The sequence below is a fragment of the Paraburkholderia sp. SSBN10T genome (genome assembly GCF_056619545.1).
On the sequence record NZ_JBWQQI010000012.1, the window covers coordinates 71,147 to 94,432 of the forward strand.

At 64.3% G+C, this 23,286-nt stretch carries 21 protein-coding genes; 17 read left to right on the top strand and 4 right to left on the bottom strand.

Annotated features, from left to right (window positions below; translation table 11 throughout):
- Positions 1-90: 90 nt before the first annotated feature.
- The 14 genes from AC1ECK_RS19370 (at position 91) to pyrF (ending at position 16,657) form a co-directional block, all read left to right on the top strand.
- Positions 91-2,205: a ribonuclease catalytic domain-containing protein gene (locus tag AC1ECK_RS19370; RefSeq protein WP_480321690.1), complete on the top strand. Its 2,115-nt coding sequence runs from the start codon at positions 91-93 to the stop codon at positions 2,203-2,205.
- A gap of 101 nt (positions 2,206-2,306) precedes the next feature.
- Positions 2,307-3,164, top strand: a complete 858-nt coding sequence (gene aroE / locus AC1ECK_RS19375) for a shikimate dehydrogenase (RefSeq protein WP_480321956.1) — start codon at positions 2,307-2,309, stop codon at positions 3,162-3,164.
- Between the two features lie 37 nt (positions 3,165-3,201).
- Entirely contained in the window at positions 3,202-3,924 is a 723-nt protein-coding gene (gene mtgA, locus AC1ECK_RS19380; RefSeq protein ID WP_480321692.1) for a monofunctional biosynthetic peptidoglycan transglycosylase, read from the top strand.
- Between the two features lie 1,125 nt (positions 3,925-5,049).
- Positions 5,050-5,997 carry an IclR family transcriptional regulator gene (locus tag AC1ECK_RS19385; RefSeq protein ID WP_480321694.1) on the top strand — a complete coding sequence of 316 codons (948 nt, stop codon included), beginning with the start codon at positions 5,050-5,052 and terminating at the stop codon, positions 5,995-5,997.
- Positions 5,994-7,133: a 2-dehydro-3-deoxygalactonokinase gene (locus tag AC1ECK_RS19390; protein ID WP_480321696.1), complete on the top strand. Its 1,140-nt coding sequence runs from the start codon at positions 5,994-5,996 to the stop codon at positions 7,131-7,133. Before AC1ECK_RS19385 ends, AC1ECK_RS19390 begins: the two co-directional genes overlap by 4 nt.
- Before the next feature lie 35 nt (positions 7,134-7,168).
- Entirely contained in the window at positions 7,169-7,849 is a 681-nt protein-coding gene (locus AC1ECK_RS19395) for a 2-dehydro-3-deoxy-6-phosphogalactonate aldolase (protein ID WP_480321698.1), read from the top strand.
- Positions 7,846-8,622 carry an SDR family oxidoreductase gene (locus AC1ECK_RS19400; RefSeq protein WP_480321700.1) on the top strand — a complete coding sequence of 259 codons (777 nt, stop codon included), beginning with the start codon at positions 7,846-7,848 and terminating at the stop codon, positions 8,620-8,622. The genes AC1ECK_RS19395 and AC1ECK_RS19400 overlap by 4 nt, the downstream gene beginning before the upstream one ends.
- 198 nt (positions 8,623-8,820) lie before the next feature.
- Positions 8,821-9,819 carry an arabinose ABC transporter substrate-binding protein gene (locus tag AC1ECK_RS19405; RefSeq protein WP_480321702.1) on the top strand — a complete coding sequence of 333 codons (999 nt, stop codon included), beginning with the start codon at positions 8,821-8,823 and terminating at the stop codon, positions 9,817-9,819.
- A gap of 196 nt (positions 9,820-10,015) precedes the next feature.
- Positions 10,016-11,545 (top strand): L-arabinose ABC transporter ATP-binding protein AraG, encoded by a 1,530-nt coding sequence (gene araG / locus AC1ECK_RS19410; RefSeq protein ID WP_480321704.1) that lies wholly within the window; start codon positions 10,016-10,018, stop codon positions 11,543-11,545.
- Between the two features lie 64 nt (positions 11,546-11,609).
- Positions 11,610-12,626: an L-arabinose ABC transporter permease AraH gene (gene araH, locus AC1ECK_RS19415; protein WP_480321706.1), complete on the top strand. Its 1,017-nt coding sequence runs from the start codon at positions 11,610-11,612 to the stop codon at positions 12,624-12,626.
- A 40-nt stretch (positions 12,627-12,666) separates the two neighbouring features.
- Entirely contained in the window at positions 12,667-13,467 is an 801-nt protein-coding gene (locus AC1ECK_RS19420) for an SDR family NAD(P)-dependent oxidoreductase (protein ID WP_480321708.1), read from the top strand.
- Positions 13,464-14,411: an SMP-30/gluconolactonase/LRE family protein gene (locus tag AC1ECK_RS19425; RefSeq protein ID WP_480321710.1), complete on the top strand. Its 948-nt coding sequence runs from the start codon at positions 13,464-13,466 to the stop codon at positions 14,409-14,411. The genes AC1ECK_RS19420 and AC1ECK_RS19425 overlap by 4 nt, the downstream gene beginning before the upstream one ends.
- A gap of 220 nt (positions 14,412-14,631) precedes the next feature.
- The gene (locus tag AC1ECK_RS19430) at positions 14,632-15,696 is read left to right on the top strand and encodes an aldose 1-epimerase (protein WP_480321712.1); all 1,065 of its coding nucleotides are present in this window, start codon (positions 14,632-14,634) and stop codon (positions 15,694-15,696) included.
- Between the two features lie 145 nt (positions 15,697-15,841).
- Positions 15,842-16,657 (top strand): orotidine-5'-phosphate decarboxylase, encoded by an 816-nt coding sequence (pyrF, locus tag AC1ECK_RS19435; protein WP_480321714.1) that lies wholly within the window; start codon positions 15,842-15,844, stop codon positions 16,655-16,657.
- A gap of 47 nt (positions 16,658-16,704) precedes the next feature.
- On the opposite strand, the gene AC1ECK_RS19440 is transcribed toward pyrF, so the two are convergent.
- From AC1ECK_RS19440 to thiL, 4 genes are all read right to left on the bottom strand, one after another.
- The gene (locus AC1ECK_RS19440) at positions 16,705-17,223 is read right to left on the bottom strand and encodes a cupin domain-containing protein (RefSeq protein WP_480321716.1); all 519 of its coding nucleotides are present in this window, start codon (positions 17,221-17,223) and stop codon (positions 16,705-16,707) included.
- Between the two features lie 65 nt (positions 17,224-17,288).
- A complete protein-coding gene (locus tag AC1ECK_RS19445; RefSeq protein ID WP_480321718.1) occupies positions 17,289-17,789 on the bottom strand; it encodes a CinA family protein in 501 nt (166 codons plus the stop codon).
- A 26-nt stretch (positions 17,790-17,815) separates the two neighbouring features.
- The gene (locus AC1ECK_RS19450) at positions 17,816-18,409 is read right to left on the bottom strand and encodes a phosphatidylglycerophosphatase A family protein (protein ID WP_480321720.1); all 594 of its coding nucleotides are present in this window, start codon (positions 18,407-18,409) and stop codon (positions 17,816-17,818) included.
- Positions 18,399-19,394 carry a thiamine-phosphate kinase gene (gene thiL / locus AC1ECK_RS19455; RefSeq protein WP_480321722.1) on the bottom strand — a complete coding sequence of 332 codons (996 nt, stop codon included), beginning with the start codon at positions 19,392-19,394 and terminating at the stop codon, positions 18,399-18,401. The genes AC1ECK_RS19450 and thiL overlap by 11 nt, the downstream gene beginning before the upstream one ends.
- A 176-nt stretch (positions 19,395-19,570) precedes the next feature.
- Between thiL and AC1ECK_RS19460 the strand changes: the two genes are divergently transcribed.
- The 3 genes from AC1ECK_RS19460 (at position 19,571) to AC1ECK_RS19470 (ending at position 23,261) form a co-directional block, all read left to right on the top strand.
- Complete coding sequence (locus tag AC1ECK_RS19460; protein WP_480321724.1) at positions 19,571-21,910, top strand: NADP-dependent malic enzyme; 2,340 nt, start codon at positions 19,571-19,573, stop codon at positions 21,908-21,910.
- 357 nt (positions 21,911-22,267) lie between these two features.
- Positions 22,268-22,684 (top strand): ribonuclease, encoded by a 417-nt coding sequence (locus AC1ECK_RS19465; protein WP_480321726.1) that lies wholly within the window; start codon positions 22,268-22,270, stop codon positions 22,682-22,684.
- 7 nt (positions 22,685-22,691) lie between these two features.
- On the top strand, positions 22,692-23,261 hold the full coding sequence (locus AC1ECK_RS19470; RefSeq protein WP_480321728.1) for a barstar family protein: 570 nt from the start codon (positions 22,692-22,694) through the stop codon (positions 23,259-23,261).
- Positions 23,262-23,286: the final 25 nt, after the last annotated feature.

Genomic DNA, 23,286 nt, shown 5'->3' on the forward strand with positions numbered 1-23,286 from the left:
GGACCTACCACCACGAACACGTTGCCGACGCGCGAGCCGGATTCCACCGCCAGGCGCCGCGGCAGATGCAAGTCAGAACGAGAGTATTGAGTGAACGTTTTCTTTGAGGAATCGGGCAGTTTCAAGGCGGGCAGCGTGCTGTCGCGCCAGGGCGATGCATTCCAGGTCGAGCTGCCGGGCGGCCGGCGCACCAAGGTGCGTGCGAAAGACGTGCTGATCGAATTCGAAAAGCCGAGCGCCGGCGATCTGATCCAGCAGGCCGACGCCGCTGCGCAAGAGATCGATCTGGACTTCCTGTGGGAATGCGCGCCCGACGATGAATTCCCGTTTGCCACGCTCGGCGCCGACTATTTCGGCGCTTCGTTCGGTCCGGTGGAGCGGGCGGCGCTGGTGCTGCGCATGCACAGCGCGCCCGTGTACTTCCGCCGCAAGGGCCGTGGCCAGTATCAGCGCGCGCCGCAAGAGCAGCTCCAGATGGCGCTCGCCGCGCTCGAGCGCAAGCGTCAGCAGGGGCTGGTGCAGGCGCAGTACGAGGAAGAGCTGAAGGCCGGCCGCCTGCCCGAAGCGCTGGTCGGCAAGGCGTTGGGCCTGCTGACGAAGCCGGACAAGAACACCATCGAATACAAGGCGCTCGAAGCGGCCGCCGCGGCGCGCGGCATTTCGCAGGCGCGTCTGATGCTCGAATGCGGTGGGATTCCATCGGCGCGCGCGCTGCATGAAGCGCGTTTTCTCTCCGAATTCTTCCCGCACGGTATCGGTTTTCCGCCGGTGACGCCGGGCGCGCTGCCTGAGGATCTGCCGCAAGCCGATGTCGAAGCCTTCTCGATCGACGACGTGACCACCACCGAGATCGACGACGCGTTCTCTGTCGAGCATCTCGCCGATGGCCGCGTGCGGATCGGTGTGCACATCGCGGCGCCGGCGCTCGGCATCCAGCGCGGCGACCAGGTGGACGATATTGCGCGCACGCGTCTGTCGACGGTTTATATGCCGGGAGACAAGATCACGATGTTGCCGGACAGCGTCGTCGAAGCGTTCACGCTTGCCGAGGGCGGCTTGCGGCCGGCCCTGTCGCTGTATGTGATCGTCAATCGCGAGACCCAGGAAATCGTCGCCAGCGAAACGCGCGCCGAGCGTGTGTTCGTGAAGAACAACCTGCGCCACAACACGCTCGACGAACTGGTGACCGAAGAGGCGCTGGCGGCCGGCAGCGGCGAATACCCGCATAAGGACGATATCGCGGTGCTGTGGCCGTTCGCGCTGGCGTTGTTCGAGAAGCGCCAGCAGGCGCGGGCCGGCTATGGCCTGCGGCGCGAAGTGCAGCGCAATACCGATTTCAATTTCTATGTGGACGGCGAGCACATCACCATCACGCCGCGTCGCCGCGGTTCGCCGCTCGACACGATCGTCGCGGAGCTGGCGATTCTCGCCAACTCATCATGGGGCGCGTTCCTGCACGACCACGGTGTGCCGGGGATTTACCGCACCCAGCGGGCGTTCGGCGCGCCGTCGGGGCCGAAGCGCACCCGCATGCAGACCAATGCGGCGCCGCACGAGGGGCTCGGCGTCACGCAATATGCGTGGAGCACCTCGCCGCTGCGCCGCTACGTCGACCTGGTCAATCAATGGCAACTGCTCGCGTGCGTGCAGCACGGCGTCACCGCCAAGCTGGCCGCGCCGTTCAAGCCGAAGGACGCCGACCTGTTTGCGGTGGTCCAGGGTTTCGACGATACCTACTCGGCGTATGCCGATCACCAGCGCCGCATGGAGTACTTCTGGTGCCTGCGCTGGCTGAAACAGGAGAACCGGAAGCAGGTGGTGGCGTCGGTGGTGAAGGACGATCTGGTGCGGCTCGAGGAGATTCCGTTGCTGCTGCACGTGCCGGCGCTCGGCGTGCATGCGCGCGGCACGCGCTTGCTGATGGAAGTGATGTCGATCGACGAACTGACCGTGGAAGCGTCCGTGCGCATGCTGCACGTGCTCGATGCGCCGACGGTCGCGAGCGGTACCGAAGCGCAAGAAGTCGACGAGGGCGAAGAAGAATTGCTCGACGTCGCGGACGATTCCGCCGAGAGCGAAGTGGAGGCTCAGGCGGAAGCCTCGGCCGACGGTAATGCCGAGGGCGCAGTCGACTCCGCGGACGGCGGCGGCGAAGGCCATGAGGCGGCGCCTGCCGACCAGCACGTCGCGGAGCCGGGACAATGAGCCAAACGTCCGACGCGGCTAATCGGCTCGACGAGACCGGTGCTCAGGCAAAGCCGGGCACGCCTGCGCAGCCGGCAACCCCAGCGGCCGGATCTGCCACAGTGTCCGGCCCGCGCGACCGCTATGCGGTGATCGGCAATCCGGTCGGCCATAGCAAGTCGCCATTCATTCACGCGCGCTTTGCTGCGCAAACCGGCGAGCCGATCGAGTACACGCATCTGCTGGCGCCGCTCGACGCGTTCGTGCCGTACGTGCGGGCCTTCATCGAGTCCGGTGGCCGCGGGCTCAACGTGACGGTGCCGTTCAAGCTGGAGGCGCATGCGCTCGCCACCCGGCTGTCGCCGCGCGCGGCGGCTGCCGGAGCGGTGAACACGCTGCGTTTCGACGCAGGCGAAATCCACGGCGACAACACGGATGGCTTCGGCCTCGTGCGCGATATCGAGGTGAACTTGGCGACGCCGCTCAAGGGCGCACGCATCCTGCTGCTGGGCGCCGGCGGCGCCGCACGCGGCGTGGTGCTGCCGCTGCTGGAGCGTGCGCCGCATACGGTGACTATCGTCAACCGGACCGCTGCGAAAGCGCAGGAACTGGTGAGCCAGTTCGGCGAGGCGGCGCAAGCCGGCGGTTGCCGCCTGACAGGCGGCGGCGCGGCGGTCATCGAGCTGGGTGCTTACGACGTCATCGTCAACGCGACCGCCGGCAGTCTCGATGCCGCGCTTCCCGAGTGCGACGACGGCGCTTTCGGCAGCGGCACGCTGGCCTACGACATGATGTACGGCGCCCAGCCGACGGTATTCATGCAGCACGCGCAGACCTTGGGCGCACGCGCCGCGGACGGTCTTGGCATGCTGGTCGAGCAGGCCGCCGAATCGTTCTACATATGGCGGGGCGTGCGTCCCGACGGCGCGCCGGTGCTGGCCGAATTGCGCCGGATGCTGGCGGCGCCGGGCGCGGCCTGAGGTTGCAGAACCTACTGAACCGGGGACCGTGACGACAATGACGGGAACGAAGCGCGCAGGCCGGCCGGGACCGACCCGCTGGATGCTTTATGTGGGCGCGGTGGTCGCGATTGCCTGGGTCGCCACTCAATTGTTCTACTTCGCGCAGATTGCCGTCTGGAACTACGTGAATCCGCGCTCGACGGCGTTCATGCGTTCCGATGAGTGGACGCTTTCGAGCGACCGGCCCGATCTGTCGATCCAGCATACATGGGTGCCGTACGAGCAGATTTCGCGCAACCTGAAACGCGCGATCATTGCTTCGGAAGATGCGAATTTCGTCAATAACAACGGCTACGAAACGGACGCGATCCTGCAGGCATGGGAGAAGAACAAGGCGCGCGGCAAGATTGTCGCGGGCGGCTCGACCATTTCGCAGCAACTGGCGCGCAATCTGTTTCTGTCGCGGCAGAAGAGCTATATCCGCAAGGGGCAGGAGCTGATCATCACGTGGATGCTGGAGACCTTGATGGATAAGGAACGCATCTACGAGATTTATCTCAATTCTGTCGAATGGGGCAATGGGGTGTATGGGGCGGAGGCCGCGGCGCACTATTACTACAAGACTTCTGCGGCGAAGCTGACTGGCTGGCAGTCAGCGCGGTTGGCGGTGATGTTGCCGAGGCCCAAGTATTTCGATGAGCACCGGAGTTTGGCGTATCTCGCGCAGCGTGCGGGGGTGATTGCTCATCGGATGGGGGCGGCTGAGTTGCCGGAATAAGTTTTTTTTGCCTGCGCGGCGCTTTGGTTGTTGTTCCTGGGGTGTTGGCCTTTCCTTGCTGTGTTATTGGTCTATTAGCGTTGCCCCTGTGCGGGGCGGCACCTACTTTTCTTTGCCGCCGCAAAGAAAAGTAGGCAAAAGAAAGCGGGCTGACAACCGCCAGCTTGTAGGTGTCCACCACTTAGGCCGCCGCAGAGTGGTCCGCACGAGGAGCTGGTCTCGCACCATCCGCGGTAGTGACAAGGCCGTCATCCGTTCCAGCGTTGCGCTGCGCGCCCCGCTGTCGGGCACAACTCCCCCTGCAAATTCCACAGGTATTCTAACTATGTTGGGTTGGTGCTTGTGCGCAAGATCGCGCTATTAGCATTCCCTTCCTGGTAGTCCACCGCTACTCGTCCTCTGTTTTAACTGGTAACGCCATAAATTTCGGGTAGTTCCAATCTTTATTGCGCAACGCCCAATTTCGTTAGCAGTGGCAATCTTGTGGCCGCTGGTTTCCCTGGCATACCCATCCGCGACGCACGCAGTGCGGAGTGGGGTGGATGAGCGCTGTGTCACTAGCGGGGGATATGCGAGGGCAGGTCCTCGTGCGGACCACTCCGTGTTGGCCTAGGTGGCGGACACCTACAGGCTGGCGGTTGTCAGCCCGCTTTCTTTTGCCTACTTTTCTTTGCGGCGGCAAAGAAAAGTAGGTGCCGCCCCGCACAGGGGCAACGCCAATAGACCGATAAGAAAGCAAGGAAAGGCCAACACCCCAGGAACAACCACCAAAGCACAAGGCGCCGCAGGCAAACCCCACAAAGCCCAGCGCAGCCCAAAATCCCATTATCTGAATCCAACACTCACATATTGGAGATTTCAAAAAAACCGCCCTACAATCCGAAACACCAAGCCCGCAAGGCAAAAAGCTGCAAGGCAAAAAAGCCACCAGCCGCCAGCGAGGCAAAAAAAGGCCACACCCCCCCGCACGACCACCGTGCGGCCGGCGCGGACCGAACAAACGGAGACATTCAGCCATGCCCATCACCGTCAGGCAGCAAGCGCGTACACGTCGTGTTCCGTCCCGTTTTGCCGGTCGCCAAGCCGGCTCCGCGCAGTAATACCCCTTAGATGCCCCCAATCGCCATGAACAAAGCGATGTCCACTCACGCCGCCGCCGGCCCCCACACCGGTGATGAAGCCGCGCTGCAGCCGCGCGCCCGCAACCTGAACGGCGCTGCAGGTTCACCCGCGCCCGCCGACGAAATCGCCCTGCCGAGCACGCTGCTCGACGTCACGCCGCAGCAAGCCGGCACGCAAACGCTGTTGCGCGGCCTCGCGATCCTCGAAGCGGCTGCCAGCGGCGTGCGGGATCTGCGCACCTTCGGTGCCACGCTCGGTACGACCCGCAGCACCACCCACCGGCTGGTCAGCAGCCTCGTGCAGGCGCGCTATCTGCGTCAGGTGCAGGGCGGCTATCTGCTCGGGCCGAAGCTGATCGAACTCGGCACCATCGCGCTCGAACAGATGCCGCTCACCACGGTGGCGCACCAGCATCTCGAATCGCTCGCCGAACAGACGCTCGACACGATCCACCTCGGCGTGCGCGATGGCGACGACGTGCTCTACATCGACAAGATTCCCGGCACGCGTGGTCTGGAAATGCGCTCGCGGGTGGGGCATCGCATGCCGTTGGCGTCGACCGGCATCGGCAAGGCGATGATGCTCGACCTCAAGCCGGATTCCTGGCAGTCGCTGTTCGATGCGTCGCGCCGCGCGCTCGCGGGCGTGAGCTTCAAGCCCGATAACCGTCCCGATCTGCCGACCTTCATGCAGCGCATGACCAACTATGCGGCAGGCGGCTACACGTTCGACCTCGAAGAAAACGAAGCGTCGATCCGCTGCGTTGCGGCGCCCGTGCGCGACGCCTCCGGCGCGATCGTGGCGGCGCTGTCGGTGGCGAGCACGATTCCGTATATGTCGCTCGAACGGATGGACGAGCTGATTCCGGTGGTGCAGCGCGAAGCGCGCGCCATCTCGGAGGAACTCGGCTGGCGGGTGCCGCAGCCGGCGACGCGCAGGATCAAACGATGACGCAAGCGGGTTCTCCCATGCCGGTCAATACGATAACGAGCGTCGGCAACTCCACGAGCGCAGCGAGCTCCGAGGATGCCGCAAGCGCCGTACCGCAAGCGCATACCTCCAGCCTCGATCAGGCCGCGCTGCTCGCGCTCGACTGGGGCACGACGTCGCTGCGGGCCTACCTGTTCGATGCCGCCGGCAACGTGCTGGCGACGCGCGAGTCGACCGCGGGCATCATGAACCTGCCGCGCGCGGCCGCCGAGGGCGGCTTCGACGCCGCCTTCGAGTCGGCGTGCGGCGCGTGGCTCGCGCGTGTCCCCGGTCTGCCGGTGATCGCAGCGGGAATGGTCGGCAGCGCGCAAGGCTGGCTCGAAGCGCCGTACGTCGATGCGCCCGCGAACGCCGAGGCGCTGGTCGCCGGCATCGTGCGGGTGCGGACCGCCCGCGGCGTGACGCTGCATATCGTGCCGGGCGTGCTCGAGCGCGGCGAACTGCCGAACGTCATGCGCGGCGAGGAAACGCAGATCTTCGGTGCGCTCGGCGACGGCCCAGCCGCAGCGGACGACTCGAGTCCCGAGTTGATCGGACTGCCGGGCACTCACGCGAAATGGGTGGTGGTGCGCGCCCGCCGCATCGAGCGGTTTCATACCTTCATGACCGGCGAGGTGTTCGCAGCGCTGCGCGAACACACGATTCTCGGCCGCACGATGGTGACGCCCGATCGTCTGGATACCGATGCATTTCTGCGCGGCGTGAACATCGCGCGTCTGAAAGGGCAGGCAGGCGTGCTCGCGACGGTGTTCAGCACGCGCACCCTCGGCCTGACCGGACAGCTTGCCGGCCAGCAGCAACCCGACTATCTGTCAGGCCTGCTGATCGGCCACGAACTCGCCGGCCTCGGCACGGTGCTTGCGCAGCATCAAACCGGCCTCGCGGGACATGCATTGCGCCTGATCGGCAACGAAGCGTTGTGCGAGCGTTATCAGCTCGCGCTGACGCAATTCGGCTGTACCGAGGCGAAGCTGGTCCGGCAGGCGACCGAACGCGGCTTGTGGCGCATTGCGACGCAGGCAGGCCTGCTGGCAAGCGCATCGCAAACGGCAGCGCCTGCGCTGACGCCGGCCTCCGGCGCTGCGCGCGCCAGTTGAGCCGGCGCCGCGCACGACATAGACAAGGAACCGACATGCAACCTCACATCAACTTGCCCGCCCCGTATCTGCCGCATGCGGGTTTGATGGCCGCGTTCGCGGCGTGCCCGCTGATTGCGATTCTGCGCGGCGTCACGCCGGCGGACGCCGCCGAGCATGGCCAGGCGTTGTACGAAGCGGGCTTTCGGATCGTCGAGGTGCCGCTCAATTCGCCGCAGCCGTTCGACAGCATCGCGGCGATCCGCAAGGCGCTGCCGGCCGATGCGATCGTCGGCGCGGGTACCGTGCTGCATGCGAGCTTCGTCCACGAGGTGAAGTCTGCGGGTGGCGAACTGATCGTGATGCCGCACAGCGATGCGGAAGTGGTCGGCGCGGCGAAGGCTCAAGGCCTGGCTTGCGCGCCGGGCGTCGCCACGCCGAACGAAGCGTTTCTCGCGCTGAAAAACGGCGCCGACGTGCTGAAGATGTTCCCGGCTGAACAGCTCGGCTGCCAGGTCGTGAAAGCATGGCGCGCGGTGATTGCCGCCGAGGTGCCGCTGGTGCCGGTCGGCGGCATCACGCCGGACAACATGGGGCCTTTCCTCACCGCCGGCGCGAACGGTTTCGGCCTCGGCTCGGCGCTCTACAAGCCCGGCCAGAGCGCGGCGACGACGGCCTCGCATGCGCGTGCCTATATCAACGGCTTGCGGATCGCTCGAGCGGGCGCGAAGAAATGAAGCGGCTTGCCGACAAGGTCGCGGTGATCACTGGCGCCGGTCGCGGCATCGGTGCAGCCATTGCGCTGGCGTTTGCGCGCGAGGGCGCGGCGCTCGTGCTGGCGGAAATGGATCTTGCAACCGCGCAGCGCACCGCGCGGGAGATCGAGGCGGCGTGTGGCGCGAAGGTGCTCGCGGTGCAGACCGACGTGACGCAATCCGCTTCGGTCCAGCATGCGGTGCGCGAGGCCGAAACGGCATTCGGCGCCGTCGATGTACTGGTGAACAACGCCGGCATCAACGTGTTCTGCGACCCGCTGACGATGACCGACGACGACTGGCGGCGCTGCTTCGCGGTCGATCTGGACGGCGTCTGGAACGGTTGCCGCGCGGTGTTGCCGGGGATGGTCGAGCGCGGCGCGGGCAGCATCGTGAATATCGCCTCGACGCACGCGTTCAAGATCATTCCGGGCTGCTTTCCGTATCCGGTCGCGAAGCACGGCGTGATCGGACTGACCCGGGCGCTTGGCATCGAATACGCGCCGCGCAATGTGCGCGTCAATGCAATTGCGCCGGGCTACATCGAAACGCAGTTGACGCACGACTGGTGGAACGGCCAGCCCGATCCCGCTGCGGCGAAGCAGGCGACGCTCGACCTGCAGCCGATGAAGCGCATCGGCCGCCCGGAAGAAGTGGCGATGACGGCGGTGTTCCTCGCCTCGGACGAGGCGCCGTTCATCAACGCGAGCTGTATCACGGTGGATGGCGGGCGCTCGGCGCTGTACCACGACTGAACCGCCTCAGGACAGAAATACCCTGCGATGTGCCGTGGAACGCGCACCGCAAGGCAGCAGAACGAAGCAACGCGAAGCGCCATGGAGCGCCCCGCCCAGTTTGAACCGGTTGACGCGCTGGCCGCGTGTGTCAGGACCGGATAAGAAGACGCGGCCGATACCTTCTCGTTATCTACTAATTAGTCAGGAGACTGCAACATGAAACGTAGAATTTTCCTCACGCTGGCCGCTGCGGCAGCAGGTGTGTTGTTCAACGCACCGGTCGCCCAGGCCGCTGACGAGGTCAAGATCGGCTTTCTGGTGAAGCAGCCGGAAGAACCGTGGTTCCAGGACGAATGGAAGTTTGCCGAGATTGCGGCCAAGCAGAAGGGCTTCACGCTGGTGAAAATCGGCGCACCCTCGGGCGAGAAGGTGATGAGCGCAATCGACAACCTGGCGGCGCAAAAGGCGCAAGGTTTCATTATCTGCACGCCTGACGTCAAGCTCGGGCCGGGCATCGTCGCCAAGGCGAAGGCCGACGGACTGAAGATGATGACGGTCGACGACCGCCTCGTCGACGGCGCCGGCAAGCCGATCGCAAGCGTGCCGCACATGGGCATTTCGGCCTACAACATCGGCAAGCAGGTCGGCGAAGGCCTGGCTGCGGAAATCAAGAAGCGTGGCTGGGACATGAAGGACGTCGGCGCGATCGACGTGACCTACAACCAGTTGCCTACCGCAGTCGACCGCACCACCGGCGCAACCGACGCGCTGGTCGCCGCCGGTTTCCCGAAGGCCAACGTGGTTGAAGCGCCGCAAGCGAAGACCGACACGGAAAACGCTTTCAACGCCGCCAACATCGCGCTGACCAAGAACCCGCAGTTCAAGCACTGGATCGCCTACGGCCTGAACGACGAAGCCGTGCTCGGCACGGTGCGCGCAGCGGAAGGCCGCGGCTTCAAGGCGGACAACATGATCGGTATCGGTATCGGCGGTTCGGATTCGGCTTTGAACGAGTTCAAGAAGCCGACCCCGACGGGCTTCTACGGCACGGTCATCATCAGCCCGAAGCGTCACGGCGAAGAAACCTCGACGCTGATGTACGACTGGATCACGCAAGGCAAGGAACCGCCGGCGCTCACGCTGACGACCGGCATGCTGGCGACGCGTGACAACGTCACGGACGTGCGTGAAAAGATGGGTCTGGCATCGAAGTAAGCAGTTGGCAACAGATGTGCAGCGGTTGGCCGCCGGACCTCCGGGTCGCGGCGGCTGACCGCGCAGGCAGCGTGCGCAGGACGTGAGTGGCGCGCGCGTGCCGGCAGGCGCAACAACAGTTGAGACAGACCGATGTGCCGGCACGGCGCCAAGCCGTGCCGGACCGTACGGTTCACAGGATGCAACAGGAGGCGAAGTGTCAGCGACGCTGCGTTTTGACAATATCGGTAAGGTCTTTCCAGGCGTGCGTGCGCTCGACGGCGTGTCCTTCGACGTGAACGTCGGCCAGGTGCACGGCCTGATGGGCGAGAACGGCGCAGGGAAATCGACCCTGCTGAAGATTCTCGGCGGTGAATACCAGCCGGATTCGGGCCACGTGATGATCGATGGCAACGAGGTGCGCTTCGGCAGCGCGGCCGCGTCGATTGCAGCCGGCATCGCGGTGATTCACCAGGAACTGCAATACGTGCCCGATCTCACGGTCGCGGAAAATCTGCTGCTCGGCCAGTTGCCGAACTCGCTCGGCTGGGTCAACAAGCGCGAGGCCAAACGTTTCGTGCGCGAGCGGCTGGAAGCGATGGGCGTGGCGCTCGATCCGAATGCGAAGCTGCGCAAGCTCTCGATCGCGCAGCGCCAGATGGTGGAAATCTGCAAGGCGCTGCTGCGCAATGCGCGCGTGATTGCGCTGGACGAGCCGACCAGTTCGCTGTCCCATAGCGAAACCGAAGTGCTGTTCAAGCTGGTGCGCGATCTGCGCGCCGACAACCGGGCGATGATCTATATCTCGCACCGCATGGACGAGATCTACGAGTTGTGCGATGCGTGCACGATTTTCCGTGACGGTCGCAAGGTGGCGTCGCATCCGTCTCTCGAAGGCGTGAAGCGCGAGACGATCGTGAGCGAAATGGTGGGCCGCGAGATCTCGGATATCTATAGCTACAAGCCGCGCGAACTTGGCGAAGTGCGTTTTGCCGCCAAGGCGATCGAAGGGCACGCGCTCAAGGAGCCGGCCAACTTCGAAGTGCGGCGCGGCGAGATTGTCGGCTTCTTCGGTCTGGTAGGCGCGGGCCGCAGCGAATTGATGCACCTTGTGTATGGCGCCGATCACAAGAAGAGCGGTGAAATCGTGCTCGACGGCAAGCCGATCAAGGTGCGCAGCGCTGGCGAGGCGATTCGTCACGGCATCGTGCTGTGCCCGGAAGATCGCAAGGAAGAAGGCATCGTCGCCATGGCGACGGTCTCCGAGAACATCAACATCAGTTGCCGCCGCCACTATCTGCGCGCGGGCTTCTTTCTGAATCGCAGGAAAGAAGCGGAGACAGCGGACAGTTTTATCAAGCTGCTGAAGATCAAGACGCCGAGCCGCCGCCAGAAGATTCGTTTTCTCTCCGGCGGCAACCAGCAGAAAGCGATCCTGTCGCGCTGGCTCGCGGAGCCGGATCTGAAAGTGGTGATTCTCGACGAGCCGACCCGCGGTATCGACGTCGGTGCGAAGCACGAGATCTATAACGTGATCTATCAGCTCGCGGAACGCGGTTGCGCGATCGTGATGATTTCGTCGGAACTGCCGGAAGTGCTCGGCGTATCGGACCGGATCGTGGTGATGCGGCAGGGCCGTATCTCCGGCGAACTGCCGCGCAGCAAAGCGACTGAACAGGCGGTGCTGAGCCTTGCCTTGCCGCAAAGCTCGACCGCACCGCGAGCCGCCGCGCCGCAGGCGGCCTGACACTGACCGGACGCGAGTCCTCAATAACCCGTCAGCCCGTGACGAAAACGGGAGGAGTATTCAAATGCAAGCCAGAGAAAACCTCACGCAACAGGCCGCCAAGAGTGCTGTCGACGCGCTGATTCCGCAGGCCAGCGACAAGCAGAAATGGTGGCAGCAGGTCACCGACTACAGCCTGATCGTGATCTTCGCGATCATGTTCATCACGATGTCGCTGACCGTCGATCACTTCTTCTCGATCGAAAACATGCTCGGCCTCGCACTGTCGATTTCGCAGATCGGCATGGTGGCCTGCACGATGATGTTCTGTCTCGCCTCGCGCGACTTCGATTTGTCAGTGGGTTCCACCGTGGCGTTTGCCGGCGTGCTGTGCGCGATGGTGCTCAACGCGACCGGCAATACGTTCATTGCCATCGTCGCGGCGGTGGCTGCCGGTGCGGTGATCGGCTTCGTGAACGGTGCGGTGATCGCGTACCTGCGCATCAATGCGCTGATTACCACGCTCGCGACCATGGAAATCGTGCGCGGCTTTGGCTTTATCGTGTCGCACGGCCAGGCGGTGGGCGTGTCCTCGGATACGTTTATCGCGCTGGGCGGCTTGTCGATGTTCGGCGTTTCGCTGCCGATCTGGGTCACGCTGCTGTGTTTCATCGTGTTCGGCGTGATGCTCAACCAGACCGTGTACGGCCGCAATACGCTGGCGATCGGCGGCAATCCGGAGGCCTCGCGCCTGGCCGGTATCAACGTCGAGCGCACCCGCGTCTATATTTTCCTCGTGCAGGGCGCGGTGACGGCGCTGGCCGGCGTGATTCTCGCTTCGCGCATCACCTCGGGCCAGCCGAACGCCGCCGAAGGCTTCGAACTGAACGTGATTTCCGCGTGCGTGCTGGGTGGCGTGTCGCTGCTCGGCGGCCGCGCGACGATTTCCGGCGTGGTGATCGGCGTGCTGATCATGGGCACGGTCGAGAACGTGATGAACCTGTTGAATATCGACGCGTTCTATCAGTACCTCGTGCGTGGCGCGATTCTGCTCGCGGCCGTGCTGCTCGACCAGTTGAAGAACCGCGGCTCGCGCGACTGACGCGCGGCGCCTGATCAAATATCTGAGGAGGAATCGAACGATGTCGTCTCCCGCTAATGCCAACGCCCGCCAGGCGAACAGCGTCTATGCGCGTTATCCGAGCCTTGAAGACCGCACTGTGCTGATCACGGGCGGCGCGACCGGGATCGGCGCGTCGTTTGTCGAGCACTTCGCGGCGCAGGGCTCGCGCGTCGCGTTCTTCGATATCGACGCGAGCGCGGGCGAAGCGCTCGCCGATGAACTGGGCGATTCGCGCCACAAGCCGCTGTTCCTGCCTTGCGACCTGACCAATATCGACGCGCTGCGCAAGGCGATCGCCGACGTCAAGGCGGCCTTGGGTCCGATCGAAGCGCTGGTCAACAACGCCGCGAATGACAAGCGCCACCAGATCGAAGAGGTCACGCCCGAATCGTTCGATGCCGGTATCGCCGTCAACATCCGCCATCAGTTCTTCGCGGCGCAGGCCGTGATGGGCGACATGAAAGCGGCCGGGCGCGGTTCGATCATCAATCTCGGCTCGATCAGCTGGATGCTGAAGAACGGCGGCTACCCGGTCTACGTGATGTCGAAATCCGCGGTCCAGGGGCTCACGCGCGGTCTCGCGCGCGATCTCGGCCACTTCAACATCCGCGTCAATACGCTGGCGCCGGGCTGGGTGATGACCGAAAAGCAAAAGCGCCTGTGGCTCGACGATGCCGGCCGCCGGTCGATCAAGGAGGGCCAGTGCATCGATGCCGAGTTGATGCCCGAGGATCTGGCGCGCATGGCGCTTTTCCTCGCTGCGGACGACAGCCGGCTGATTACGGCGCAGGACATCATCGTCGACGGAGGCTGGGCGTGAGCGAAGCGGTGGGCGGCACAAGCGCGACTTTGTTGATCGATGCGAAATGCACGCTCGGTGAGGGCGCGACCTGGTGCGCCCGCAGCGGCCGCTTTTACTGGACCGATATCGAAGGTGCGAGGCTGTGGCGCTATGACCCGCGGGACGGGGGCTGCACGTTCTGGACGATGCCCGAACGGCTTGCGACGTTTGCGCTCTGCGCCGATCCGCACTACCTTTTACTCGGACTCGCCACGCATCTCGCGTTTTTCGACCTTGCAAGCGGCGAGACTCAGCGTATTGTCGATGTCGAGCCGGGCATGAACACGCGCGTCAACGACGGCCGCTGCGACCGTCAGGGGCGCTTCGTGTTCGGTACGAAGGATGAGGGTTCGCCCTTGCGCGCAGTGGGCGGGTTCTACCGTCTGAATCGCGATCTGTCGCTCGAGCGCCTGCCGTTGCCGGCGCCCGCCATCTCGAACAGCATCGCCTTCAGTCCGGACGGCACGACGATGTACTACTGCGATTCGCCGACCCGGGAGATCCGGGCGTGCGATTACGGTGCAGACGGCAGCATCGCCAACGACCGTGTGTTCACGACGCTTGTGGATGCGACCGGCGAGCCGGACGGCTCGACCGTGGACCGCGACGGCGGGCTGTGGAATGCGCAATGGGGCGGCAGCCGCGTGGTGCGTTATGGCCCGGATGGGGTCGAAACGGCGCGCGTCCACGTACCCACCGCGCAACCGAGTTGCGTGGCGCTGGGCGGCCCCGTCAGGGGGGTTCCTGCAGAGCACGAGCAACTGGCTACGCTGTACATCACGAGTGCGCGCGTCGATCTGGATGCGGCTGCCCTCGCGAACGATTCGGGCGCCGGCGGGGTGTTCGTCGCGGTGCCCGGACCGCACGGTTTGCCGGAAGCGCTATTTCAGGGCGCGCCGCTGCCGCATGGGGCGAGCGAGTAAGCCAGGTTTTTTGTGGCACGCAGATGCGGGCCGTGGTGCTGTTAGCACGTTGGGTCGTTGCAGGTCGCGGATTGCACTGTGTGCCTAGCCCGCGCACTGCAAGACTCAAGGAGTCGAGGATTCGAAGATCCAGAATTCAAAGAGGCGGCCCATTCAGGCGCCCGCACAAACATTCGTCAGCGATGACGGGAACGTCTCACGCCTCTCGATGGAGCCTGAAATGACTGTCGCGAATCTCGTTTCCTCTTCCCAGAGTTCCCAGGCTGCGCAGACGCGCCGCGCCCGGCTGGCGGCGGCCGCCCATCCGGTGCTGGCGGGGCCCAGCACCTCGGCGGTGGCTGTCGGCGAGACGAGCGCGGGCGACGTGGCGTGCGTCACGCTCGCCAACACGCATCTGCGGCTCGACGTGGCGCCGTCGCTTGGCGGTGGCATTACCCGCTTCGACTGGCGCAGCGACGGCGCGCTGGTGCCGATCTTCCGCCGCTGCCGGCATGTCGCCGCCGATACCGACCCGAACCAGTTGGCCTGCTATCCGCTGCTGCCGTATTCGAACCGCATCGGCGGCGGCCATTTCGGCGTCGGCGGGCGGAGGATCGAGGTGCCGCGCAATCGCGCCGCCGAACCGCTGCCGATCCACGGCGACGGCTGGCTGGCGCACTGGCACGTAGCAGAGAGCGGTCAGGACAGCGTGCGCCTGACGCTTGACCGTAGTGACGGCAAGCCCTACGCGTACCGCGCAACACAAACCTATGCGCTCGAAGGTCCGAGCCTCGTGATCACGCTCGAGATCGAAAACACCGGCCGCGAGCCGCTGCCATTCGGGCTCGGCATCCATCCGTTCCTGGTGCGCGACGCGCAGACCGAGTTGTCGGCCGCCGCCGCGGGCCTCTGGTTGCAGGGGGACGACTGGCTGCCGGTGCGTCACGTGCCGGCGCCGCCGGCGTGGCAGTTCGGCGTGGCGTATCCGCTGCCGCAGACCATCGTCAATCATGCCTTTACCGGTTGGAGCGGGCAAGCGGCGGTGGTCTGGCCGAAGCGCCGGCTGTCGCTGACGGTCGCCGCCGATACCGACTACTACGTGCTTTACACGCCGCCGGGTGAAGACTTTTTCTGCTTCGAGCCGGTCGATCATCCGATCAATGCGGTGAACCTGCCGGGCGGCGCGGCCGCGCATGGCATGACCATGCTGGCGCGCGGCGAGCGCTTGAGGCGGTCGTTCCGGTTTACCGTCGAGCGGACCGGTTTGCGCGCAGCGGCTGGAGCGCGGAGTTCGCGGCGACCGTAGGCGCGGGTGAACGGCGGCCTGCCGGCTAGGGGCGCTCCGGCCGGCCGAGGCCGGCGGCTGGTGCGCGACCCGCCCTCGTTGCGAGGACGGGTAAAATACGCGCCACTTCTCCAATCAGCCCCAATCAGCCCGCCGCGAGCCTTCCATGTCCACTTTTATCCAGACACTCAACGATGCATGGCAGCGTACGAACTCGCTGCTGTGTGTCGGCCTCGACCCCGAGCCTGCGAAATTCCCCGGCGCACTCGCCGGCCGCGCCGATGCGATTTTCGAGTTTTGCCGCACGATCGTCGACGCGACCGCGCCGTATGCGTCGTCGTTCAAGCCGCAAATTGCGTACTTCGCCGCGCATCGCGCGGAAGACCAGCTTGAGCAACTGATTGCGCACATTCACCGCAACCATCCTGGCCTGCCGGTGATTCTCGACGCAAAGCGCGGCGATATCGGCAGCACCGCCGAGCAGTACGCCCGCGAGGCATTCGAGCGGTATCAGGCCGACGCCGTGACGGTGAACCCGTACATGGGCTTCGATTCGATCGAGCCGTATCTGGAGCACGAGGGTAAGGGCGTGATCGTGCTGTGCCGGACTTCGAACCCGGGCGGCTCCGACCTGCAGTTCCTCGAGACAGGCGGGCGGCCGCTGTATCAGGTGGTCGCGCAACTGGCGGCGCAAAAATGGAACGCGAGCGGCCAGCTCGGACTGGTGGTCGGCGCGACGTTCCCGAAGGAAATCGAAGTGGTGCGCGGGATGGTCGGCGACATGCCGCTGCTGATTCCGGGTATCGGCGCGCAGGGCGGGGATGTCGAGGCAACCGTGAACGCCGGCCGCACTGCGGCAGGCACCGGCATGCTGATCAACTCGTCGCGCGCGATCATTTACGCCGGTAAGGGTGAGGACTACGCGCAGGCCGCGGCGAAGGCCGCACAGGACACGCGCGACCGGATCAACGCGTACCGGTGATGGACAAGCGGCTACGTTCTTCAATGAACGTAGCCGCTTGCTGTTTTCTATCGTGGACCGGCCATCGGTCCCAGCCGTGCGATGAATTCCGCATGCGCCGGACAGGCGCTGCGCAGCGCATCGATATCCGCCAGCTCGAACTCACTGAACTCGAATCCCGGCGCCACCGTGCAGCCGACCAGCGCGAACGTCGCCGGATCTTCGCATTCCGCGGCAAACCACAGCCCGGCCGGCACCACCGCCTGAAACACAGTACCCGGATGCGTCAGCGGATTGCCGAGCCGGTGGCTCGTCAGCTTCCCGGTCTCATCGAGCACGTGGATCAGCAGCGGCTCGCCCGCATAGAAGTGCCAGACTTCGTCGGATTTGATCCGATGCCACGCGGAATGCGCGCCGTCGCATAGCAGGTAGTAAATGGCGGTCGACGCCGAGCGCGCCTCGCCGGACCCCTCGCGAGACACCGTCGCCGCCGAGCGGTAGGTTTCGCGAAAAAAGCCGCCTTCGGGATGGGGTTGCAGATCGAAGCGGCCAATCAGATCGTCTCTGCCTGACTCGGAAGTGGACATAGGCGGTGCGCTGACTCGATGTAAAGGGCGATGCCGCCCCGAGGATAAAACCGAACCAAGGCGCCTTAGCGCTCCTGCTCGTCAAGCAACGCCAGCAGCCCGCGCAGCGCATGCGCTGCAGCCTGCACGCGGATCCTTTCGCGGTCGCCCTTGAACACCATCGTTTCCACCGACGTATGCAGCCGGTTGCTCCAGCCGAACGACACCGTTCCCACCGGCTTCGTTTCAGTCCCGCCGCTCGGTCCCGCCACCCCGGTAATCGACAACGCAACCTGCGCGCGGCTGTTGCGCAGCGCGCCTTCGGCCATCGCGCGGGCCACCGGTTCGCTGACTGCGCCATGCTTTTCGATCAGGTCGGCCGGCACGCCGATCATCTCGCTTTTGGCCTGATTCGAATAAGTGACGAAACCGCGCTCGAACCAGCCGCTGCTGCCGGAGATATCGGTGATCGCCGTCGCGACCATGCCGCCCGTGCAGGACTCGGCGGTCGCGAGCATCAGACGTTCGTCGCGCAACTTGTTGCTCACGCGGATAGCGAGTTGGTGAACGACGGAATCGGTAGCCATGCGTATGTCCGAAGAACGTGGGACGGTCAGACCGTCATGCGCCAGAGCGCGATCACCAGCAAGGTGAAAAACGCCGCGACCAGGTCATCGAACATGATGCCAAAACCACCTTTCAGTCTGCGGTCGAAGTAACGGATCGGCGGCGGTTTCACCATGTCGAAGAAGCGGAACACGACGAAGGCCCACACCTGGCCGGTGAACGTGACCGGCGACACCATCAGCAGCACCAGCCAGAACGCGACGATCTCGTCCCATACGACGGGCGACGGATCGTCGATACCGAGCTTCTTCGCGGTGAAGCCGCTGATCGGGATGCCGGCGAGGAATCCCACCACGATCAGCAGGCCCCAGTCGAGCACGGTCAGATAGCGGTTGAGCACGGCGAACGACGCCCACGCGAACAGCGTGCCGACCGTGCCCGGCATGATCGGCGACAAGCCGCTGCCGAAGCCGAGTGAAAGCAGATGCAGCGGATGCGACAGCATGAAGCGTGCTGTCGCGCGGCGCGGCCGCACCGGGCGCGGCTCGGGGGAGTCCGGCGGGCCGCCCCGCGACGGGGTGTCCTGTGAGGCGCCCTTCGCGAATTCGTCGGCGGGGCCGAGCGAGGGTTCAGTCTGCATGGAAGTGGTCGAAGCCTTGCAAGGTCAAGGTGAGCGGGGTGCCGGCTGCGTCATGCCAACTGATTGCAGGCTTGCTCGCCGCCGATTCGAGAGGGGTTATTGTACCGATCCGCGTCACCGGAATATTGGCCTCGCGGCCGGCCGCCTCGACCGCCGCGCGTGCCACTGCCGGCGCGGTGAAGCACAATTCATAGTCGTCGCCGCCGGCCAGCGTGCAGCGCCGTTGCACCTCGGTGGACAGCCTGCGCAGCGCGGCGGAGCGTGGCACCGCGTCGACGTCGACCTGCGCCGCAAGCTGCGAGCGTTCAAGAATATGCAGCAGATCGCCGGCGAGCCCGTCGGACAGGTCCAGCGCCGCATGCGCAATACCGCGCAGCGCGAGGCCCAACTGGATGCGCGGCTCGGGGCGCTCAAGGGCGCGGCGAAATGTCGCAGTGTCGTTTTCGTCGGCCGGCCACTCGCCGCGCAGCACGCCAAGTCCGGCGCGTGCGTCGCCGAGCGTGCCGGAAATCCAGATGTCGTCGCCGGCTTTGGCCGCGTCGCGGCGCAACGCCAGTTGCGGCGGCACGCTGCCGAACACGGTGAGGCACAGGTTGAGCGGCCCGGCGGTCGTATCGCCGCCAACCAGGTTGCAGCCGTAGCGTTCGGCGAGTTCGAAGAGCCCATCGCTGAACGCCGCCAGCCAATCCTCACGGGCTTGCGGCAGCGCGAACGCCAGTGTGAAAGCCTGCGGTTGCGCGCCCATCGCCGCCAGGTCCGACAGGTTCACGGCGAGGGCCTTGTGACCCAAGGTATGGGGATCTATATCCGGGAAGAAATGGCGGCCTTCTACCAGCATATCCGTCGAAATTGCCAGGATTTCGCCGGGACGCGGCGCAAGCAAGGCGCAATCGTCGCCTATGCCGAGTGAGCCGTCGTCAGGGCGGCGCGCCTCACCGGCGCGGCGCGCGAAAAAGCGGTCGATCAGTGAAAATTCGGAGAGCATATTGGAGGTCCGTGCGCGCAAAAGCGCCTGAGCGGCTGCAAACGGCGCGCATTTTACGGCGAAAATGCTGCGACGCCGCAATCGGTCCGGGCGAGCGGACTTGCAATCTTTCGCGCTATTTCAGTCGCGGCAGCTACACCCTGATTGAAGGAATCGCGCAAGGTAATGGCGCTACAATGCGGTCGAACACCTATTCTAATCCGCACTCCCAAGCCCGCCTTATGTCGAATCCCGTCAATAGCAAACTCCGCGAAGCCGCTCTCGATTATCACGAGTTCCCGACCCCAGGGAAGATCGCGATCGCGCCGACCAAGCAGATGATCAACCAGCGCGACCTCGCGCTGGCGTACTCGCCGGGCGTCGCGTTCGCTTGCGAGGAAATCGTCGAAAACCCGCTGAATGCCGCCCGCTTCACCGCGCGCAGCAACCTGGTGGGGGTCGTGACGAACGGCACCGCGGTGCTGGGGCTCGGCAATATCGGCCCGCTCGCTTCCAAGCCAGTCATGGAAGGCAAGGCGGTGCTGTTCAAGAAGTTCGCCGGCATCGACGTGTTCGATATCGAGCTGAACGAATCGGATCCGCACAAGCTGGTCGACGTGATCGCCGCGCTCGAACCCACCTTCGGCGGCATCAACCTCGAAGACATCAAGGCGCCGGACTGCTTCATCGTCGAACGCGAATGCCGCAAGCGCATGAAGATTCCGGTGTTCCACGACGATCAGCACGGCACGGCCATCGTCGTCGCGGCAGCCATCACCAACGGCCTGAAGGTCGTGGGCAAAGACATCAAATCGGTCAAGCTGGTCGCCTCGGGTGCGGGCGCCGCGGCGCTCGCCTGTCTGGACCTGCTGGTCGACATCGGCCTGCCGCTCGAGAACATCATCGTGACGGACCTGGCCGGCGTGGTCTACAAGGGCCGCACCGAACTGATGGACCCGGACAAGGAGCGCTTCGCACGCGAAACCGACGCCCGTTCGCTGGCCGAAGCGATTGGCGGCGCGGACATTTTCCTTGGCCTGTCGGCCGGCGGCGTGCTCAAGCAGGAGATGGTCAAGCAGATGGCCGAGCGTCCGCTGATTCTGGCGCTGGCTAACCCGACCCCGGAAATCCTGCCGGAACTGGCGCTCGAAGTGCGCCCGGACGCCGTGCTGTGCACCGGCCGCACCGACTACCCGAACCAGGTGAACAACGTTCTGGTGTTCCCGTTCCTGTTCCGCGGCGCGCTCGATGCGGGCGCCACGACGGTGACGCGGGAAATGGAAATCGCCGCGGTCAACGCGATTGCCGAACTGGCGCGCCAGGAGCAGAGCGACATCGTTGCGACGGCTTACGGCATCCAGGATCTTTCGTTCGGGCCGGCCTATCTGATTCCGAAGCCGTTCGACCCGCGCCTGATCGTCAAGGTCGCGCCGGCCGTGGCGAAGGCGGCGATGGATTCGGGCGTGGCGCAGCGTCCGATCGAAGACATGGACGCCTACGAGCAGCATCTGCAGCAGTTCGTGTACCACAGCGGCACGACCATGAAGCCGATTTTCCAGCTCGCACGCGGTGTCGAGCCGGAGAAGAAGCGCATTGTGTTCGCGGAAGGCGAAGAAGAGCGCGTGCTGCGCGCCCTGCAGATCATCGTCGACGAAAAGCTGGCGAAGCCGATCCTGATCGGCCGTCCGGCGGTCATCGAGCAGCGTATTGCACGTTACGGCCTGCGTCTGGTGAACGGTCAGGACTACACGGTTGTCAACACGGACCACGACGAGCGCTATCGCGACTTCTGGCAGTCGTATCACAAGCTGATGGCACGTAAGGGCATCAGCGAACAGATGGCCAAGCTCGAAATGCGCCGCCGCACCACGCTGATCGGCGCGATGCTGGTGAAGAAGGGCGAAGCGGACGGCATGATCTGCGGCACGGTCAGCACGACGCACCGCCACCTGCACTTCATCGATCAGGTGATCGGCAAGAAGGAAGGCCGCAATGTCTACGCGGCGATGAATGGCCTGGTGCTGCCGGGCCGGCAGATTTTCCTCGTCGACACGCACGTGAACGTCGATCCGACGCCCGAGCAGCTCGCCGAGATCACCATCATGGCGGCCGAAGAAGTGCGCCGCTTCGGCATTGAGCCGAAGATTGCGCTGGTGTCGCATTCGAACTTCGGCACGAGCAATGCGCCCACCGCCCAGAAAATGCGCGATACGCTCGAGATCCTGCGTGAGCGCGCGCCGGATCTGGAAGTGGACGGCGAAATGCACGGCGACGTCGCACTCGACCACAACCTGCGCCGCGAAGTGCTGCCGGAATCGACGCTCGAAGGCGATGCGAACCTGCTGGTGATGCCGAATATCGACTCGGCCAACATTTCGTACAACCTGCTGAAGACGGCTGCCGGCAATAACATTGCGATTGGCCCGATTCTGCTGGGCGCGGCCAAGCCGGTGCACGTGCTGACTTCTTCGGCTACGGTACGCCGGATCGTCAATATGACGGCGCTGCTGGTCGCCGACGTGATAGCCACGCGCTAAACGGCCACCCACACCAAAGCCGACAGGCGAAAAAAAGGCGTGCCCGCAACGGGCACGCCGCTGGGTGAGCAGGGGATTGCCACCCAATAAAAGCCTGGATCGACGGCACCCACCTCAGATAGCCCGAAAATAGAACAAGCCTCGCTCGCTTGCCCCAGGCTACGCCGCCGAGTTAATTTTAGCTCGATTGGGATAAAATAATCTGTCAAGAGTTGTAAAGGCTGTGTCGATGGCGCTTTACGACAACAATGGAACCTTTCGTTTGCCGAACGAACGTTGATTCCAGGGGCCATTAGCGATACCCTTACGTCTTTCATGGTCGTCAAACTCGTGATCTAACAGCGGGAACCCTGATTCATGGCACGCAAGTGGCTCCGCAACGGCGTGCTTCTCGGCGCCCTGGCGTTTGGCAGTTTGTGCGGGAGTCCGGTTACCGGCGCATTCGCGCGGGACTATACGGCGCCCGGCAATAGCGACAATCAGGTGCAAGGCACCATCGCGGTCGCGCAATTACCGCGTGAAGCAGTCAATACTTTGAACTTGATTGCCGCAGGCGGGCCTTACCCGTATGAGAAGGACGGGATCGTATTCGGCAACCGCGAACGGCTGCTGCCACCGCATCGGCGCGGCTATTATCACGAATACACCGTTCCTACGCCGCGTGCCCACAATCGCGGCGCGCGTCGCATTGTCTGTGGGGGTCCGCTCCAGCGTACCGATAACTGCTACTACTCGGACGACCACTACACCAGTTTTAATCGTATTGTTGAATGACATCGGGATGAACGGCATGAGCGACAACGTCTACGCGCACGACTCCGGAGTCGCGACGGATCTTTTCGCGGCCGGCGACGGCAATCTGTTTCAGCGTGTCATGCAGATGCGCACCGCCGGTGACGGACGGGACACCCAGAGCGAAGCCAGCACTGTGCTTTCATCGAACGAGGGGCCTATGAGTCTTTTCAAGACCGTACGACCGAATATCGTACAGTCGATCCGCGCGTTTCGCGTGCAGGATCTCGCTGACGAGGCCAGCCAGCTCGGCCAGCACTTCCTGTATGCATTCTGCGCGAATGCGCAGTCCAAACAAGAAGTCCTCGAAACGATTGCGACTTCCTTTCTGTTTCCGAAACATTTCGGCAAGAATTACGACGCCCTCTACGATTGCCTGACCGATCTGGTCGCCAAGGCGGGTGCGCAACCGGGCTTCGTGATCGTGCTGGAGGCCTTGCCGGTAGCGCAGAAATTCGACAAGGAAGGCCGCGAAACGCTGCTCGACGTGTTCCGCGAGGCCGCGGAATTCTGGGCCGAGCGCAAGGTGGCGTTCCGCGTGTTTTATTCGTTCGCCTGAGTTTGTCGGTGGTATGCGGGTTGGG

What these genes read in the sequence shown, in the direction of transcription:
- pyrF (WP_480321714.1), top strand. Translation starts at nt 15,842, where the DNA reads ATGTCCACTTTTATCCAGACACTCAACGATGCATGGCAGCGTACGAAC.
- araH (WP_480321706.1), top strand. Translation starts at nt 11,610, where the DNA reads ATGCAAGCCAGAGAAAACCTCACGCAACAGGCCGCCAAGAGTGCTGTC.
- AC1ECK_RS19385 (WP_480321694.1), top strand. Translation starts at nt 5,050, where the DNA reads ATGAACAAAGCGATGTCCACTCACGCCGCCGCCGGCCCCCACACCGGT.
- AC1ECK_RS19390 (WP_480321696.1), top strand. Translation starts at nt 5,994, where the DNA reads ATGACGCAAGCGGGTTCTCCCATGCCGGTCAATACGATAACGAGCGTC.
- AC1ECK_RS19430 (WP_480321712.1), top strand. Translation starts at nt 14,632, where the DNA reads ATGACTGTCGCGAATCTCGTTTCCTCTTCCCAGAGTTCCCAGGCTGCG.
- AC1ECK_RS19445 (WP_480321718.1), bottom strand. Translation starts at nt 17,789, where the DNA reads ATGGCTACCGATTCCGTCGTTCACCAACTCGCTATCCGCGTGAGCAAC.
- AC1ECK_RS19460 (WP_480321724.1), top strand. Translation starts at nt 19,571, where the DNA reads ATGCGGTCGAACACCTATTCTAATCCGCACTCCCAAGCCCGCCTTATG.
- AC1ECK_RS19405 (WP_480321702.1), top strand. Translation starts at nt 8,821, where the DNA reads ATGAAACGTAGAATTTTCCTCACGCTGGCCGCTGCGGCAGCAGGTGTG.
- AC1ECK_RS19420 (WP_480321708.1), top strand. Translation starts at nt 12,667, where the DNA reads ATGTCGTCTCCCGCTAATGCCAACGCCCGCCAGGCGAACAGCGTCTAT.
- AC1ECK_RS19470 (WP_480321728.1), top strand. Translation starts at nt 22,692, where the DNA reads ATGAACGGCATGAGCGACAACGTCTACGCGCACGACTCCGGAGTCGCG.
- thiL (WP_480321722.1), bottom strand. Translation starts at nt 19,394, where the DNA reads ATGCTCTCCGAATTTTCACTGATCGACCGCTTTTTCGCGCGCCGCGCC.
- AC1ECK_RS19395 (WP_480321698.1), top strand. Translation starts at nt 7,169, where the DNA reads ATGCAACCTCACATCAACTTGCCCGCCCCGTATCTGCCGCATGCGGGT.
- AC1ECK_RS19400 (WP_480321700.1), top strand. Translation starts at nt 7,846, where the DNA reads ATGAAGCGGCTTGCCGACAAGGTCGCGGTGATCACTGGCGCCGGTCGC.
- mtgA (WP_480321692.1), top strand. Translation starts at nt 3,202, where the DNA reads ATGACGGGAACGAAGCGCGCAGGCCGGCCGGGACCGACCCGCTGGATG.
- AC1ECK_RS19440 (WP_480321716.1), bottom strand. Translation starts at nt 17,223, where the DNA reads ATGTCCACTTCCGAGTCAGGCAGAGACGATCTGATTGGCCGCTTCGAT.
- AC1ECK_RS19465 (WP_480321726.1), top strand. Translation starts at nt 22,268, where the DNA reads ATGGCACGCAAGTGGCTCCGCAACGGCGTGCTTCTCGGCGCCCTGGCG.
- AC1ECK_RS19450 (WP_480321720.1), bottom strand. Translation starts at nt 18,409, where the DNA reads ATGCAGACTGAACCCTCGCTCGGCCCCGCCGACGAATTCGCGAAGGGC.